Genomic DNA, 15,976 nt, shown 5'->3' with positions numbered 1-15,976 from the left:
ATACCGATTGGCCAGCAATATTGATCGAAGGTTTAATTTTTAACGTAAATATTCCCTTTTTATTCTCATCGCTGGACATTAAAAATTTTGTAGGTCCGAATTCACCAAAAGGTCATAAATATTGGTTGCAATACGTACATTAGCTACGGTAGACTCGCCGGGTTCAATTTGCAAGGATTGATTGACAATTCCTTCGACAAGCTGCTGACCACCATATAGAATGATATATTGAAACTTATTGATTGATGCTTTCTTTAGTGTTGGATTATCTATTTTAAGACGAATTACGGCATCCAAAGGAATATCCTTTCGTAAGTAGGCCAAAGCCAGACTCGGTGCCGCTCCGAGGTCGATCTGATTATTTTTGATCAAACGCTGCAGCGATGTTCCCGCCAATCGAATACTGTCTACTGATTCCACGTCAAACTTACATTTCGCCAAGTTCTCGATCTGTGCTTTTTGTCTATTTACTCCGCATCCGGAAATGAATAAACCCAAAAACACCAAACATCCAAATAAAATTTTCTTGCTCATAGCTGCTATTTTCCTCCAAATTTATACAAAACTCCCAGTGTAAACAATGGGTAACCAGCTTTTAAATACGTATTGCTTTTAAAACCGAAAACCATGCCATTTGTGTATTGCAACTTCCACCCTTTTCCAAGCCCCATTCTGGTATAAAACACAGGCTCAATAAGCATATTATCTTCTTTCTCGACAGGAAGACCATCAATCGCAAAATTCTTCATACGCATATTGCTCAGCCTAATGATCGTACCGTAGTCGATATCATGTCTATTACCAAACAATTTCAGGGCATCTTTTTTTTCCGATGAAAAGTTCACCTGCACGAAAACTTTGTCAAAGTCCATGTCTTGCGTTTCCACAATTGCCTGCCCCATTGTTGACGACCTTTTATCAATTACACTTGTGGTCCCTAGTCCATACCCACCATATACTTCAAATACCCGATTATTTTTTTACCAAACCGTGTATAGTAACCTATCCCCGCTTCCCCCATTTTCTGTGCGTAGTCCTTAGTATTGGATCTATTGTCCACATAGGATCCATTAGCAATCACAGCAACGTGATCTGTTACTGCAACCCCTAAATTTGCAGATACATTTGCCTTTGTATTGATATTTCCGGAAACATAAACCTCACCAGCTTCTGTAAACATAGGTGCCGAAGGCACATTGGGCATATAGATCGAACTACAGGAATATAATGAACAGGCAAACAACCCAGCACACAAACCATATCCAAACTTGTTGTATTTCATAAATCGGTATTTATCTTAAAAACACATATCCCTTATAAAAATTGTACCAAACCAGTTACATTTAACAGAAAATAACAGATTACTTCATAAATAAAGGTCCGGTTTTTTCTCTTATGAGAGCATCTACGAGCTTTCGAACCAGCAAACAACTCTGATCCAATCAGATGGAACATTCCCTGATTTCAGTCGGACATTGAATCTGTTAAAAATAAAATTTGACAACAAAAAGTAATACACACAAAAAAAGGCATCAATTGCTTGATGCCTTCTTCAAATATTGTTGCAAACCTTATGCTTGTTCTGTAGGAACTACAGATACATAAGATTTATTGTTAGCTTTTTTACGGAAAACTACTTTACCGTCTACTAGAGCGAACAATGTGTGGTCTTTACCAATACCAACATTTGTGTCAGGATTGTGTTGTGTACCGCGTTGGCGTACGATGATGTTACCAGCGATTGCTTGTTGACCACCGAAGATTTTGATACCTAAACGCTTGCTATGTGACTCACGGCCGTTCTTAGAACTACCCGCACCTTTTTTGTGTGCCATTTCTTTATCTTAATTTAAGACTAATGTCTGATTAAAAATTCAATTATAACGTAATACCAGTAATCTGGATTTTAGAAAATTGTTGACGGTGACCGTTTTTCTTTTTGTAGCCTTTACGACGTTTTTTCTTGAAAACGATAACTTTATCGCCTTTTAAATGAGACAAAATTTTAGCCGAAACTTTTGCACCAGCAACGCTAGGTGTACCAATGGTAAATTTACCACCGTCTTCTGCTAACAATACATTGTCAAATTCAATACTAGCGCCTTCATCTCCTTGTAAACGGTGTACAAAAAGGAACTGGTCTTTTGCAACCTTAAATTGCTGTCCTGCTATATTTACTATTGCGTACATTGTTAATTAATTAAATGTGTTATTAAATGAAGGGCAAAAGTAATTAGTTTTTATCACAATTCAAAGATAAATCTATCTTTTTCCCTTCATTTTTCGTCAATCCGTATGTATCTCCATCGGAAATAACAGACTAGCAAGCATTAACCTCCTACCAGACTAAAATTCTTTTTCCGGCGCAACATACATTTTAGCCGTAGGTTGCACATTAAATGCCTTATAAAATGCTTCCATGTTATAGACAGGGCCATTTACACGGAACTGCTCCGGGCTATGTGGATCAACTTTCAAACGTAAACGCATGCGCTCATCGCTGCTTTTCACCCGCCATACCTGTGCAAAACTTAAAAAGAATCGCTGATCACCTGTGAAACCGTCAATCTTCTCATTCCCCTGCCCTTGTTTGGTCAGTTTAAATGCATCATAAGCAATGTTCAATCCACCGATATCAGCCAGATTCTCACCAAGCGTTAATTCTCCATTGACATGTTGATTATCCAATAAGGTGAAGCTTCCATACAATTTCGTTACCTGATTTGCACGCTCGGTAAACTGTTTGGCATCTACGGCTGTCCACCAATCATTTAAGTTGCCCGCTTTATCATACTGCCTACCTTGGTCATCAAAACCATGTGTCATCTCATGACCGATCACAGCTCCAATAGCACCATAGTTGATCGCATCATCCGCATTGGCATCAAAGAAAGGGAATTGTAGGATTCCCGCAGGAATACGATCTCATTATACGGTGGATTATAATAAGCGTTTACGGTCGGTGTTGTCATGAGCCACTCCTTCTTATCGACAGGCTTACTTATCTTGCCGACCATCTCCTTATAAGCATGCTTAGCCGAAGACTGCAGATTCGCATAATATGTATCTTTTGCAACTTCTACATCGCTATAATCTTTCCATTTTTCCGGATAACCGATTTTCTTGACAAAAGCTTCCAATTTCTCGATTGCCTTTTTCTTGGTTTCCGGTGTCATCCAGTCTAATTTCTCAATTCTGGTCTTGTAGACTTTTTGCAAATTATCGACCAATTCCATCATGCGCTGTTTTGCTTCAGGCTTGAAATAGTCATCGACATAAAGTTTACCGACAATCTCACCCAGGTTTTCATCCGCTGAGCTTACCATCAACTTCCAGCGTTCTTTTTGTTGCTTTTGTCCATTGAGCGTCTTGCCGAATAGTTCAAATTTTGCATCGCGAAACTCCTTACTCAGCGCAGTTGCAGAAGCGTTTGCCAAATCAGCTTTTAGTTTTGTTTTCCAAACATCTACAGGCTGTGATTTTAATAAATTGTTTAAGGCGAGGTAGAACTTAGGTTGCTGTACCAAAATCGTATCAGTCTTCACCTCCAATCGCCCAAGAATATCTTTCCAGTTCAAATTTGGGGTTTGCTTCTGGAAATCCTGAACGGCAAATTTATTGTAGTTTTTGATCGGATCCCGCAATTCAACAGGCGTTAAATGTGATTTCGCGATTTGCGTTTCCAGTTTTAGTACCTCTTCAGCAGATTTCTGCGCATTGGCCCCCTCACCGATTAATCCAAACAATTTAACTAAATAAGCCACATAAGCTTCCCTGATCTTTTGGCTTTATCATCCTGATCCAAATAGTAGCTGGCCTCTGGCAGATTCAAACCACCTTGAAAAAACTGAAGTGCATTTTTATTGCTGATCCGATCATCGGCCGCCACATAAAAGCTAAAAAGGTCACCATCGCCATCTTTAAATCCATCAGCCGCATAGGCGATCAGTTCATCGACAGTTTTCAATGCATTGATTTTCTGAATCGTTCCTTCTATCGGCTTGGCGCCAAGTTTATCAATGGTGACGGTATCCATACCGCTCGCGTAGAAATCACCGGCTTTCTGCTGATCTGACCCTTTCGCACTGTTCGACTGAGCGGCATTTTCCAATACTGTTTTTAATTTCTGCAAATTTTCATCTGCTAGAATATAAAATGAGCCCCAGCCCGTTTCGGAAGCCGGTATCTGGGTATTTTTCATCCATGCACCATTCGCATATTGGAAGAAGTTGTCACCAGGATTGACTGTTGTGTCCATGCCAGAAACATCAAAAAAATTGGTTCTGACTTCTTGTGCACCCTCCTTGCTCTTATTGGACTGACATGACAGCATCATTAAGACGATTGAGAGCGTCCCCATTTGACTTTTTGTATCATACTTTATTAGATTAAAGAATATAATTAAAGCTAAGCATATTTTGAAGCGCATCAAAAATACAGCGTAATTATTTCAAAAGTTTTACTTCATATAGGTCTTTGCGTCGATCTTTTTGACTTTTACAGTACCATATTCATGTAGATCACGTAATGCATAAAGATCCACATCCGCGATCAGCACCATTTCTGCATTGGGGTTGCTTCGGCTTTGATTGCATTATTTGGAAATGCAAAATCTGATGGCGTAAAGACCGCGGATTGCGAATATTGAATATCCATATTATTGACGCGTGGCAGGTTACCCACAGACCCCGCAATGGCCACATAACATTCGTTTTCAATGGCACGAGCTTGTGCACAGGTTCTGACCCGAATATAGCCATTCTGTGTATCGGTCATAAAAGGTACAAATAGGATCTGCATTCCCTGATCGGCCAGAATGCGGCTCAGCTCCGGAAACTCTACGTCATAGCAGATCAACAGGCCAACTTTACCACAGTCTGTATCAAATACCTTTACCTCACTTCCGCCCACCATGCCATAATATTTAAATTCATTTGGTGTAATATGAATTTTCTTAAATTCATCCAGCTTACCATTTCGATGACAGAGGTAAGAAACATTATAAAGCTTCTTATTTTCCATCAGTGGCATAGATCCGGCAATAATATTCACATTATAGGAAACTGCAAACTGCTGGATACGATCAATAATATCGGAAGTATGCTGTGCCAATCTTTCCATCGCCAATCGTTCGGGAAGGTCATTATAGGGGCTCATTAGCGGTGTGTTAAAAACTCCGGAAACATGATGAAATCTGTTCCATAATCACTAACGGTATCCACAAAGAATTCGATCTGGTCATAGAAAGCTTCAATATTATCAAATAAGCGCATCTGCCACTGCACCAGTCCTAGACGAATGGTTTGTTTTGTTGTCGAAATCGAACGGGTCTCCGATTCATAATAAATATTATTCCATTCCAGTAAGGTCGCAAATTCCATCGACTCAGCATCCTCCGGCAAATAATGTTTCAGGATCTTTTTGACATGAAAATCATTGGAAAGTTGAAATGTCAGTGTCGGATCATAGATCTCCTTGCGTTTTACCTTCTCAATATAAACCCTTGGACTCATTTTGTCCGCGTAATTATGGTAGTTGGGAATCCGGCCACCAGCGACAATACATTTTAAGTTCATCTGTTCACACAGTTCTTTCCGCGCATCATATAGACGACGTCCTAAGCGCAATGCACGATGTTCTGGATGTACAAATACTTCAATACCATACAAAGTATCACCGTCATCACTATGTTTGGTAAATTTACCATCATCAATAATATCATAATAACTGTCATAGATATTATTCTTTTTAGAATTGAGGATAATAGATAAGGCACAGGCAACGACTTGGCCATCTATCTCCACACACAATTGTCCTTCAGGAAATATTTCAATCAAATCCTGAATATTTTCCCTTGACCAGGTCTCCCCACGCCATCATAAGCTTGCTCCATTGATTTCTTCAAACCAACATAATCTTTCTTTGTCAAGTTGCGCACTTGAATATCCATATAAATCTCCTTTTGAAATAAGTTTTCCTAAAAATAGCAAAAGTCGGGCCCAAGCCCAAACATCAGGGTAGTATAATACCCACAAATGGAGACAAAAAAAGGCGCCAATTGTTTTATTGGCGCCTTAATTATCGATAGATTATGCTATTGACTATGCTTGACCTTGAGGAGTTCCGAAAGGAAATGCTACTGTTGGATCACCACCTTGTTGTGGTTGTTCAGCAACACCCATATCCATTTTAATCGGACCGTTCAATGCTTCGAAACGATTCACGTTATCAACCAATGCACCTAACAAGCGTTTTGCGTGCTCTGGAGTCAAAACGATTCTTGATTTCACTTTTGCTTTTGGCACTCCTGGCATCACACGGATAAAGTCAACCACAAATTCTGTATTAGAGTGAGTGATAATCGCAAGATTTGAGTAGATTCCTTCTGCTACTTCTTCTGTCAACTCGATGCTCAATTCGTTTTGATTTTGGTTATTTTCCATAATAATTCTAAATGTAAGTTAATATAATCCTAAATTTTATTTTGTAAATGTTCTAAAGTCCTGTCCATCCTCGATATTCAACAATGTTTGATAGATCAAACGGATCACATTGTCAACATCTTCTTTATGCACCATCTCAACCGTTGTATGCATATAACGCAACGGCAAAGAAATCAACGCTGAAGGCACACCACCATTGCTGTATGCAAAAGCATCTGTATCTGTCCCCGTGTAACGTGAACATGCCTGACGTTGGAATGGGATATTGTTCTCCTCAGCAACTTTAACCAACAGTTTATTCAAATTGACCTGAACTGCTGGCGCATAAGACAATACCGGACCTTTTCCGGAGAATAAATCTCCTTGTGTGATCTTGTTGATCATCGGCGTCTGGGTATCGTGTGTCACATCTGTCACAATGGCAACATTCGGTTTTATACGGTCTGCAATCATTTCAGCACCACGCAAACCAATCTCTTCCTGCACCGAATTTACGATATATAATCCAAATGGCAATTTCTTTTTATTCTCTTTTAACAGGCGTGCAACCTCAGCAATCATAAAGCCTCCTGCACGATTATCCAGGGCCCGTCCGATATAGTAACGGTCATTTAAGATTGAGAAAGTGTCTTCATAGGTAATCACACAACCCACATGTACACCCAAGGCTTCTACCTCTTCTTTGCTGCTGCATCCACAATCCAAAAGATATTTTTCAACGAAGGATTCTCTTCTTTCTCCCCGAACGTGTATGAATGGCGGGCCAGCCAAATACTGCTTTCACGATTCCTTTTTCTGTATGAATGTTCACGCGTTTGGAAGGTGCAATCTGATGATCAGAACCACCATTACGCACCACGTAGATCAATCCATCCTTTGTAATGTAATTAACAAACCAGGAGATTTCATCGGCGTGTGCTTCGATCACTACTTTATAACTTGCTTTGGGGTTGATAACACCAACTGCGGTACCATAATTATCCACGAATGTTTCGTCCACATAAGGTTTCAGATAATCCAGCCATAAACGTTGACCTTCCCATTCAAAACCTGTGGGAGAAGCGTTGTTTATATATTTTCAAAAAATGAAAGCGACTCTTTTGTTACGACCGCAGTCGTTTTCTGTTCTTTTTCTTATTCTTTTCAGCCATCTTTTCCTTTTCTATTTACTTTCGTCAAAATATGAAAATTTCAATGAAATGCAAAAGTAAAAATGTTTTTGGAATATTCCTTTTACATTTAACTTTGATTTTATTGAAAAATAAGATTAAACCTTATCTTTACCATGGTAATTTAAACAGACATAAAATATATGAATTCAATACTAAGTGCTATACATTGGAATATTGATCCCGAGATGTTCAACCTTGGCGCGTTTGCCCTCCGTTACTACGCCTTATGTTGGCTCCTCGCTTTTTTGTTTCCTATGTCATTATGTTGCGTATTTTCAAAAAGAAGGCCGCACACAAGAACAACTGGATCAACTTTCCATCTATATCTTCCTCGGCACGTTGATTGGCGCACGACTTGGTCATTGTCTGTTCTACGATTTTGACTATTATAAAGACCATATTCTAGAAATTTTCCTTCCTTTCAAATGGGATAAAAACGGATTTCAGGTCACAGGTTTCGCCGGATTAGCTTCTCATGGTGGGGCTATCGGTATCCTCACGGCACTTTACCTCTTCTGCCGCAAAACAAAAACAGACTTTTTATGGTTGGCAGACCGATTGGTTGTGGTCGTTCCTATTGCTGGTGCACTGATCCGTATCGGAAATTTTTTCAATTCTGAGATGGTCGGTACCCCTACAGATTTACCTTGGGCAATCATTTTTGACCGTCATGACAACATCCCTCGCCATCCAGGTCAGCTCTATGAAGCCATCGCTTATATTATCATCTTTATTATTATCGGCTCCCTATTCAAGTCAAACCCGAATCGTCAAAAAGGAAAATTATTCGGCATTTTTATGGTCTTGTTATTTGGTGCACGGATGGTATTGGAACATTTTAAAATTGATCAGGAAGATTTTGAACAAAGCATGCTACTCAATATGGGGCAATTGCTGAGTATACCTTTTATTTTGGTGGGGATCTATTTTATTTTCCGCAAACCAAAAGCGTAAAACAGGCTATAATCGACTATTGTTCGCAAAACACCTCTTTCACAAGGCACCTTTTATGAGAAAGGTGCCTTTTTTTAGTCCTATTCGAAAGCTAAATTTGCTTCGTCAATGCTTCGGTTTCTGCTTGACCACAGTAGCAACCTGCTCCTGCACAGCGTCACATCTTGGTCGCCATGAAACCGTACTGAGTCCACCATGAATCCGTGTTGAGTCCGTGTTAGACACGGATTAAGTGTAGACTGATATTGTTTGCACCATGCTCAAACCTGCTTCTAGGGGCGAATCAGGGCCGAATCAGTCTCAGATAAGGTACAAACAATTGTCAAATAACGCTTGGAACACGGACTCTATAAACTAATTATATATAATTAAAAATAATAAGCATACATTTATATAACAATACAATTCTTTTGAATAGAAATAAAATACACAAAACACGTATTATTTAGCTTTTTCTATACAAATAGATAGTATATAAGTCTTGCTAATTATATTGAAATTCCTAAAATCGTTGTGAAGGAATGAACCTGATTCAACTATCTACATCCAACTCATAAACATATTTTGTTGTTTTTATCCAAAACCTACAAAGATTACTATATTTAGGCTTCTTTTATTATCAAACATTTTTACAACAAGAAAACTTAAGCCTAAAATGAGTCTAGAAAAGTGTGCATCTGTGGAAGCGAACGAAAACATGCTTCAATACAATGGTAAATATGGTGAGTATGGCGGATCTTTTATCCCACCTGTTCTGGAAAGTCAGTTAAACAAGTTAGCTGAATTTTTCGATAGCCATGTACAGAAAGAAGAATTCCAAAAAGAATTTATTTCCATCCTTAAACACTATGTAGGACGTCCATCACCTTTGTATTTTGCAAAGAACCTAAGTGAATATGTTGGTTCCAGAATCTATCTAAAGCGGAGGATCTAAACCATACGGGTTCACACAAAATAAACAATTGCATTGGTCAGATTTTATTGGCCAAACAAATGGTGCTACCGAGATCATAGCTGAAACCGGTGCAGGGCAACATGGTGTTGCAACAGCCACAGCGGCGGCATTGTTAAATATCCCCTGTAAGGTATTTATGGGAGAGATTGATGCTGCCCGTCAGGCATTGAACGTAAAACGGATGGAACTATTGGGCGCTCAGGTTGTCACAACAAACCTCGGAAGCCGTACACTTAAAGACGCCGTTGACGCAGCATTGATGTACTATGTCGAAAACCCTTCTTCCTATTACCTTTTGGGTTCACATGTCGGACCACATCCCTACCCAAAAATGGTTGGATATTTTCAGAGCGTTATCGGGAAAGAAGCCAGACAACAGATTCTTGAACAAGAAGGACGTCTTCCAGATAGTATCTTTGCCTGTGTAGGCGGTGGATCAAATGCCATTGGATTATTTTCAGGTTTCCTAGAAGATCAGGAAGTTGAAATCAATGGTGGCGAAGGTGGTGGTTCGGGAACCTACCCTAAAACAGCCGCTACCCTATCTTTTGGTAACCCCACTGTATTCCAGGGCACATATTCCTATTGCCTGGTTGACGATGCGGGCAACCCAATTCCTTCTACTTCGGTATCTGCAGGACTGGACTATCCGGGTATATCACCCCAACATGCAGATTTAAAGGACAGCAATAGAGCAAACTATTACCCAGTAACAGATGATGAAGCCATCGCAGCGTATAAACTGCTTTCAAAATTAGAGGGAATTATTCCGGCAATCGAATCGTCACATGCTGTTGCATTGGCCATTAAGCTGCTAAAGACAAAAATAAGCTTGCTATCGTCAATCTATCCGGACGTGGCGACAAGGATGTGGATCGTGAATTTTAACAACTGACCATTTCAAATAACAATACAAAGTCCCTTTGCAGGGACTTTGTATCTTACATTGACGCGGATCAGACAGCTGTCAAATACACAAAACGATATATAAATAACATAGATCCTATGAAGCGAAGCAAGAGTCCAGGCAACTGGCTAAAAGTAGGTATTGTCGTATTGCTCCTATCCATTTTGGCGCTGACAGTCTACAACCTCTATCCGGAATCCCGTTTATCAAAAAATGCTGTAATCGACAGGCTTGTGGTGTATAAGTCCAAACGGACCTTATTGGCTTATGCGCGGGGAAATTACTCAAATCCTACCAGGTCTCACTCGGTGGACAGCCCGTAGGCGCAAAAGAGATTGAGGGTGACCTAAAAACTCCCGAAGGATTATATTATATCAACGATAAGAATCAATACAGTGACTACCATAAAAACTTAGGGTCTCCTATCCCAATGAAAAGGATGTTGCCCATGCCAAAACTCTAGGGAAAACTGCCGGTGGTGACATCAAAATTCATGGGCTGCGAAACGGAATGGGCTTTATTGGTAAACTACAACGTTGTGTAGACTGGACCTTAGGCTGTATGGCATTGACCAACACAGAAATTGATGAGCTCTACCGCGCTGTTCCTATAGGCACCCCTATTGAGATTAATCCATAGTGTCAACGCCGCACATTTTAGCCATCTAAAACTACTGCATCTCGATCATGCGATTTTACTGCACCAAAACTCTACAACATATGCCCCAAATCTTACAACAGAATGTCCGATTAATTTGCGATTTTTGGGTTTAGATTTGTAACTTGTATTAAAAAAATCGAATGAAGCTCGCAATAAAGAATATGGTATGCAATAGATGCATCATGGTTGTCGAAAATGAATTGGCCAAGCTTAATCTTCACATTAAACATATTTCTTTAGGACAGGTCGAAATTGAAGAAACGTTAAACAGAGAACAGTCTGCTCAATTGGCCGAGAGCTTTTCCGCCCTTGGCTTTGAATTGATCGACGACAAGCGGACAGTACTTATTGAACAGGTCAAACATTTGGTGCTGGATCTAATCCGCAACCAAAACAACAACACCAATCTCAATTTATCGGAAATAATAAGTAATCAGATTTATCACGATTACAACTATATTTCGAATCTATTTTCGGATGTCGAAGGCATGACGATTGAGAAATATTTCATCAGCCAGAAAATCGAATATGTCAAGGAGTTACTGGTCTATGATGAACTGACTCTAAGCGAGATCGCCTATCAACTGAATTACTCCAGTGTTGCTTATTTAAGCAATCAGTTCAAAAAAGTAACTGGGCTGACACCAAGTCATTTTAAGCATATCAAAGAAAATAAACGGAAACCCTTGGATAAGATTCAAGATGCTGGATAAACTTTCCTGCATATATGCGTAGAACCGATCAGATCGCTATCTGGTACCTAAAGATAAAAAGAAAAGGCTTCCGAGCGGAAGCCTTTCTTTTAAAATTGCCCTTTCAAATTAGCAACCCTTATTTTAAATATCTCTAATTCTTCCTGTTGTTGATTGATAAAGGAGTTTTCTGTCAACTTCCCGACGACTATATCGCGTTCCTCATCATTGGCATACACCATATTCTTGAACGGATTTTTGTAATCTTTAGCGCGGGATTTATAGATCTGCTCGCCTATCCAGATTCGGTGTCCCAAAGCCTGATCCAACAAAGATACAATTTTATCTCTGGATATTTCCATACCTTCCAAAGTCAAAATTTCAATCAGTGACAATAAGGCATGCTTTCGTTTATCTAATGGATAATCCTTGCTACGCTCATGATAAAACTCATGAATATCATCCCAGGAGTCTATTTTTTTGGACTTGATATCATCCAGAAAAACCTGCAATGCAGTACTTTCTATAAGCTGTCCACCGATATTTTCCCAGTTTGTCCGTTGTTCGCCAGCAAGGCTCTCGATGATATCATCGAGTGATCGACCTTCCTCCAATGCATCCATCAGGTGCAAAACACCATAATACTTGATGAATGAGCGATAAAGATGATAGGCCTCGCCAACTTTTTGAATCACTGTAGGTCGGCGCGAATTCTCTGCTCCGGATAAAACAATGGTCTTATCTTTTAGATCAATATTATTGGCAAGTAAGGCACGCCCAGCCACAATACGCTCCTCCCGTGTCTTATCCTCTTCCTGTTGAAGGCTTTCCGATACCGCAAAAGCAAGTGTTTCCATTCCAGAAAACATCTCATTGACCGTATCAGGAGCCAACATATCGTACTCAAAATATTGATTTTTAAAATGCCTATTGTCTCGTGCTTCGTACTTATTGGCATTACGTACCAAGGCGTACATATTATACATAAACCAATACCCTGGAATAAGTACAAGCCTATCATGCTGTACATCGTTACTTACCAGCGTAAAAGGCAATTGGATATCCAACTCATGTAAAAAATCGCCCTTGACAATTAAACAGTAAGAGGCAAATCTCGAGTTGTGTTTGAGGCTCACGCATAAGCCCGGCCAAAAACCACGCCCTGCAATAATCTCACCATCAGCTGCCCTGGAATTATGGTTTGACCCAACGGTAGCCCCAGCAGCCATATTACTTTGTCCCATCACCAATGCAGCACATAGGAAAGAATTATTATGGTGTTGTTCATGCGCTGGAAAAATGAGGGAATTGAGCACTTCACAGCAGGATATCGTCGAATTATCACCCAGATAAGAATTGATCAACCTTGCACCATATTTCAGCTGCGAATAAGAGGCCAAAATAAAACGTACCGCTTTGACTCCATAGAATATACGGCAACCGTAGCCAATGATCCCATTGACCAGCTCACAGCCCTCACCAATTTGCGTATAGGATTCCTGTGAAGAGTTAACCGTTACGTTCTTAAGCTTATTCACCCCTTTGATGTAGGCATCGGTACCGATCTTAACATTCTTGATCGTGAACGTATTTTTGATAACGCAGCGATCACCGATCTGGCTATAATATCCACGTTGTGTGCCAAATTTTTGGTCGGTCAGTTCTTCAAAACGATGTTGTAACGCCCGATCATGACGATTTCGTGTCCACAGATAGACATCTGCCGCCTGCATTCCATCAAAAGGATACACCGAGCGGGCACCATTTTCATTGCAGAGCTCCAATTGAATACGTTTGCCCGATTCTTCACCGTCCCGCAGAATTCCGTTCCCAAATTTAGCGGTGCTGCCCGTCTCCATCTCTTTGATTTGACTCAACAGCACTTCATTACCCACAATAAAATAGGATAAATAGCCCACATGATGTACAGCCACATCATCGCCAAAATCCGAACTGATAATAGTCGAATGATATAAGCCGATGGGAAGTTGTAGATTGCGGTATTCCAAATAGCTCGGGCTGAGATTTCCAATACGCACCAAACCATAGAATTTACATCCTTGGATTTGCTTGGGATCAAAAATTGCGGATACCTTGACTTTAGACCAGTCACTGGACCAATTGCCATTGGCGATCAGCTCCTGAACCTCATTTACTGTAAGGTCACGGTAATCATTGCGTGGATTCTGCTGAAAACGCAGGGTATACTCATCCTGCCCTTCCTGAAGAAATTCACTTGGGATAAAATCATATCCCAAATGCTCCAAAGGTCTTTTCTTTAATACACTCATGCGCCTCCTTATTCTACTGTGACAGATTTGGCGAGATTACGAGGTTTGTCAACATCTAAGCCTAACTCCACACCAATATAATAAGACAATAACTGCAAAGGAACAACAGAGATTAAAGGCGCAATAATCTCATCTGCCTCCGGAATTTCCATAAAGTCATCCGACAGCCCTTCGGAAACGGCGTCACCTCTGGTAACTACAGAAATAATCTTGCCCTTCCTTGCTTTTATCTCCTGGATATTGGAAACAATCTTTTCATGATAGGCATCCTTGGTTGCCACGAAAACAACAGGCAAGTTCTCATCGACCAAAGCAATAGGGCCATGTTTCATTTCCGCTGCAGGATAACCTTCGGCATGAATATAAGAGATCTCTTTTAGCTTTAGTGCACCTTCCAGTGCAACAGGGAAGTTATACCCTCTACCAAGAAATAAGAAATCCCTTGCGTCTTTATATTTTTTTGCAATTTGTTGGATTTTTTTCGATCTGTGTATCCAAGATCCACTGTACTTTCTCAGGAACTTCGTGCAATTCCTCTGATAGTTCCAGAAAACGTTCTTCAGAAATTGATCCTTTTAGGGCTGCAATTTTTAATGCGATCAGGTTTAGAACCGTTAGCTGTGCGGTAAAAGCTTTGGTACTTGCCACCCCGATTTCAGGTCCGGCATGCGTATAAGCACCTGCATCAGAAAGACGTGCGATGGAAGATCCCACAACATTAACCACGCCTAGAATGATTGCACCTTGTTTTTTCGCATTTTCCAGCGCCACCAATGTATCGGCAGTCTCACCACTTTGTGAGATGGCTAAAATTACATCTCCAGGATGGATCACAGGATTGCGGTAGCGGAACTCCGAAGCATACTCCACCTCAACATTGATGCGGCATAGTTCTTCGATGACATATTCGGCAATCAAGCCAGCATGCCAACTCGTACCACAGGCAACAATGACAATCCGATTGGTGCCGCTGATTTCATTCGCGTACTTCTCAATTCCGCTCAGAATAATTTGCTTCGCCTGCAGATCCAGACGACCGCGCATTGAATCGTAGATCGTATGTGGCTGTTCGAAGATCTCCTTTAGCATAAAGTGATCGTAACCACCTTTTTCAATAGCGGATAACTCCAGATCCAATTTTTGGATGTACGGTGTAATCCGCTCATTTCCCAAATTCTTGAGGATTAGTTCATCGGGTGTGATAATCGCGAGTTCATAGTCATTGATGTAAACAACTTCTTTGGTATAAGCTAACATCGGTGAAGCATCTGAACCCAAGAAATGCTCATTTTTACCTATTCCAATAACCAAGGGACTTCCCTTTCTAGCGGCAATAATCCGATCTGGATGACCAGCTTCCAATACAAGGATCACATAGGCACCCACCACCCTTTTTAAAGCAATACGGATTGCTTCTTCTAGGAGCATTCATTTTGTGATTGGATCTCTTCGATAAAGTTAACAAGTACTTCAGTATCCGTATCACTTTTGAATTGGTAACCTTTATTAATTAATTCTGATTTTAGGGAAGCATAGTTTTCAATGATACCATTATGGATCATCGCGATACGTCCACTGTTTGAATAATGTGGATGGGCATTGCGGTCAGAAGGTTCACCATGGGTGGCCCAACGTGTATGCCCTATTCCTGTTGTTGACTGGAGATCTTGACCGTAAACGAATTCTTCTAGATTCACTACTTTTCCGGTCTTTTTGTAAACATCAACCTGTTCACCTTTGTGCAGCGCCACTCCAGCACTGTCATAGCCACGGTATTCTAATTTTTTCAATCCATCAATGACGATACTATACGCCTGACGGTAACCTGTGTATCCTACAATTCCACACATGCTTGTCTCAATTTTAAGTATATATATTTTGTTAATGCGCCGCAATGTAATA

12 protein-coding genes and 5 pseudogenes are annotated in these 15,976 nt (G+C 40.3%); 5 read left to right on the top strand and 12 right to left on the bottom strand.

The genetic code is table 11. The features are described 5' to 3' along the window. Positions 1–78: 78 nt before the first annotated feature. The 10 genes and pseudogenes from KUH03_RS38165 to KUH03_RS38115 form a co-directional block, all read right to left on the bottom strand. Positions 79–534 carry a hypothetical protein gene (locus tag KUH03_RS38165; protein WP_257089890.1) on the bottom strand — a complete coding sequence of 152 codons (456 nt, stop codon included), beginning with the start codon at positions 532–534 and terminating at the stop codon, positions 79–81. A 5-nt stretch (positions 535–539) separates the two neighbouring features. Beyond that, positions 540–902, bottom strand: coding sequence for a hypothetical protein (locus KUH03_RS38160; RefSeq protein WP_257089889.1), 363 nt, complete (start codon positions 900–902; stop codon positions 540–542). Positions 903–937: 35 nt separating this feature from the next. Next, positions 938–1,282 carry a hypothetical protein gene (locus KUH03_RS38155; protein ID WP_257089888.1) on the bottom strand — a complete coding sequence of 115 codons (345 nt, stop codon included), beginning with the start codon at positions 1,280–1,282 and terminating at the stop codon, positions 938–940. Between the two features lie 289 nt (positions 1,283–1,571). Continuing rightward, a complete protein-coding gene (rpmA, locus tag KUH03_RS38150) occupies positions 1,572–1,835 on the bottom strand; it encodes a 50S ribosomal protein L27 (RefSeq protein ID WP_046672918.1) in 264 nt (87 codons plus the stop codon). A gap of 43 nt (positions 1,836–1,878) precedes the next feature. Further along, positions 1,879–2,190, bottom strand: coding sequence for a 50S ribosomal protein L21 (gene rplU / locus KUH03_RS38145; protein ID WP_028068281.1), 312 nt, complete (start codon positions 2,188–2,190; stop codon positions 1,879–1,881). Between the two features lie 156 nt (positions 2,191–2,346). After that, positions 2,347–2,865, bottom strand: a complete 519-nt coding sequence (locus tag KUH03_RS38140; RefSeq protein ID WP_257097728.1) for a M13-type metalloendopeptidase — start codon at positions 2,863–2,865, stop codon at positions 2,347–2,349. Further along, positions 2,838–4,201: pseudogene (locus KUH03_RS38135) on the bottom strand (M13 family metallopeptidase). The gene KUH03_RS38140 and the pseudogene KUH03_RS38135 overlap by 28 nt, the downstream one beginning before the upstream one ends. A gap of 244 nt (positions 4,202–4,445) precedes the next feature. Further along, positions 4,446–5,950: pseudogene (locus tag KUH03_RS38125) on the bottom strand (GNAT family N-acetyltransferase). Between the two features lie 151 nt (positions 5,951–6,101). Next, positions 6,102–6,443, bottom strand: a complete 342-nt coding sequence (locus KUH03_RS38120) for a DUF3467 domain-containing protein (protein WP_120258089.1) — start codon at positions 6,441–6,443, stop codon at positions 6,102–6,104. A 36-nt stretch (positions 6,444–6,479) separates the two neighbouring features. Then, a pseudogene (locus KUH03_RS38115) lies at positions 6,480–7,371 on the bottom strand (M20/M25/M40 family metallo-hydrolase). Positions 7,372–7,819: 448 nt separating this feature from the next. Here KUH03_RS38115 and lgt point away from each other — a divergent pair. The 5 genes and pseudogenes from lgt (at position 7,820) to KUH03_RS38090 (ending at position 11,804) form a co-directional block, all read left to right on the top strand. Beyond that, entirely contained in the window at positions 7,820–8,569 is a 750-nt protein-coding gene (gene lgt, locus KUH03_RS38110) for a prolipoprotein diacylglyceryl transferase (protein ID WP_257089885.1), read from the top strand. 697 nt (positions 8,570–9,266) lie between these two features. Continuing rightward, positions 9,267–10,412 (top strand): annotated as a pseudogene (gene trpB, locus KUH03_RS38105) (tryptophan synthase subunit beta). A 117-nt stretch (positions 10,413–10,529) separates the two neighbouring features. Then, positions 10,530–10,754, top strand: coding sequence for a hypothetical protein (locus KUH03_RS38100; protein WP_257089884.1), 225 nt, complete (start codon positions 10,530–10,532; stop codon positions 10,752–10,754). A gap of 187 nt (positions 10,755–10,941) precedes the next feature. Next, positions 10,942–11,070 (top strand): L,D-transpeptidase, encoded by a 129-nt coding sequence (locus KUH03_RS38095; RefSeq protein WP_257089883.1) that lies wholly within the window; start codon positions 10,942–10,944, stop codon positions 11,068–11,070. A gap of 203 nt (positions 11,071–11,273) precedes the next feature. Further along, the gene (locus KUH03_RS38090; protein ID WP_257089882.1) at positions 11,274–11,804 is read left to right on the top strand and encodes an AraC family transcriptional regulator; all 531 of its coding nucleotides are present in this window, start codon (positions 11,274–11,276) and stop codon (positions 11,802–11,804) included. A gap of 89 nt (positions 11,805–11,893) precedes the next feature. Here the strand turns inward: KUH03_RS38090 and KUH03_RS38085 are convergent, their stop codons facing one another. Both KUH03_RS38085 and glmS read right to left on the bottom strand, forming a co-directional pair. After that, positions 11,894–14,074 (bottom strand): DUF4954 family protein, encoded by a 2,181-nt coding sequence (locus tag KUH03_RS38085; protein ID WP_257089881.1) that lies wholly within the window; start codon positions 14,072–14,074, stop codon positions 11,894–11,896. 8 nt (positions 14,075–14,082) lie between these two features. Continuing rightward, positions 14,083–15,924: pseudogene (gene glmS / locus KUH03_RS49790) on the bottom strand (glutamine--fructose-6-phosphate transaminase (isomerizing)). Between the last annotated feature and the right edge of the window lie 52 nt (positions 15,925–15,976).

Origin of the sequence: Sphingobacterium sp. E70, from assembly GCF_019285695.1 — a bacterium.
GTDB classification, from domain to species: Bacteria; Bacteroidota; Bacteroidia; order Sphingobacteriales; family Sphingobacteriaceae; genus Sphingobacterium; species Sphingobacterium detergens.
This window is presented reverse-complemented; position numbering and strand designations above follow the sequence as displayed.

Bases quoted from the DNA above. Each gene is read 5' to 3' on its own strand.
- KUH03_RS38165 (WP_257089890.1), bottom strand. From the start codon at position 534: ATGAGCAAGAAAATTTTATTTGGATGTTTGGTGTTTTTGGGTTTATTC.
- KUH03_RS38160 (WP_257089889.1), bottom strand. From the start codon at position 902: ATGGGGCAGGCAATTGTGGAAACGCAAGACATGGACTTTGACAAAGTT.
- KUH03_RS38155 (WP_257089888.1), bottom strand. From the start codon at position 1,282: ATGAAATACAACAAGTTTGGATATGGTTTGTGTGCTGGGTTGTTTGCC.
- rpmA (WP_046672918.1), bottom strand. From the start codon at position 1,835: ATGGCACACAAAAAAGGTGCGGGTAGTTCTAAGAACGGCCGTGAGTCA.
- rplU (WP_028068281.1), bottom strand. From the start codon at position 2,190: ATGTACGCAATAGTAAATATAGCAGGACAGCAATTTAAGGTTGCAAAA.
- KUH03_RS38120 (WP_120258089.1), bottom strand. From the start codon at position 6,443: ATGGAAAATAACCAAAATCAAAACGAATTGAGCATCGAGTTGACAGAA.
- KUH03_RS38100 (WP_257089884.1), top strand. From the start codon at position 10,530: ATGAAGCGAAGCAAGAGTCCAGGCAACTGGCTAAAAGTAGGTATTGTC.
- KUH03_RS38095 (WP_257089883.1), top strand. From the start codon at position 10,942: ATGGGCTTTATTGGTAAACTACAACGTTGTGTAGACTGGACCTTAGGC.
- KUH03_RS38090 (WP_257089882.1), top strand. From the start codon at position 11,274: ATGGTTGTCGAAAATGAATTGGCCAAGCTTAATCTTCACATTAAACAT.
- KUH03_RS38085 (WP_257089881.1), bottom strand. From the start codon at position 14,074: ATGAGTGTATTAAAGAAAAGACCTTTGGAGCATTTGGGATATGATTTT.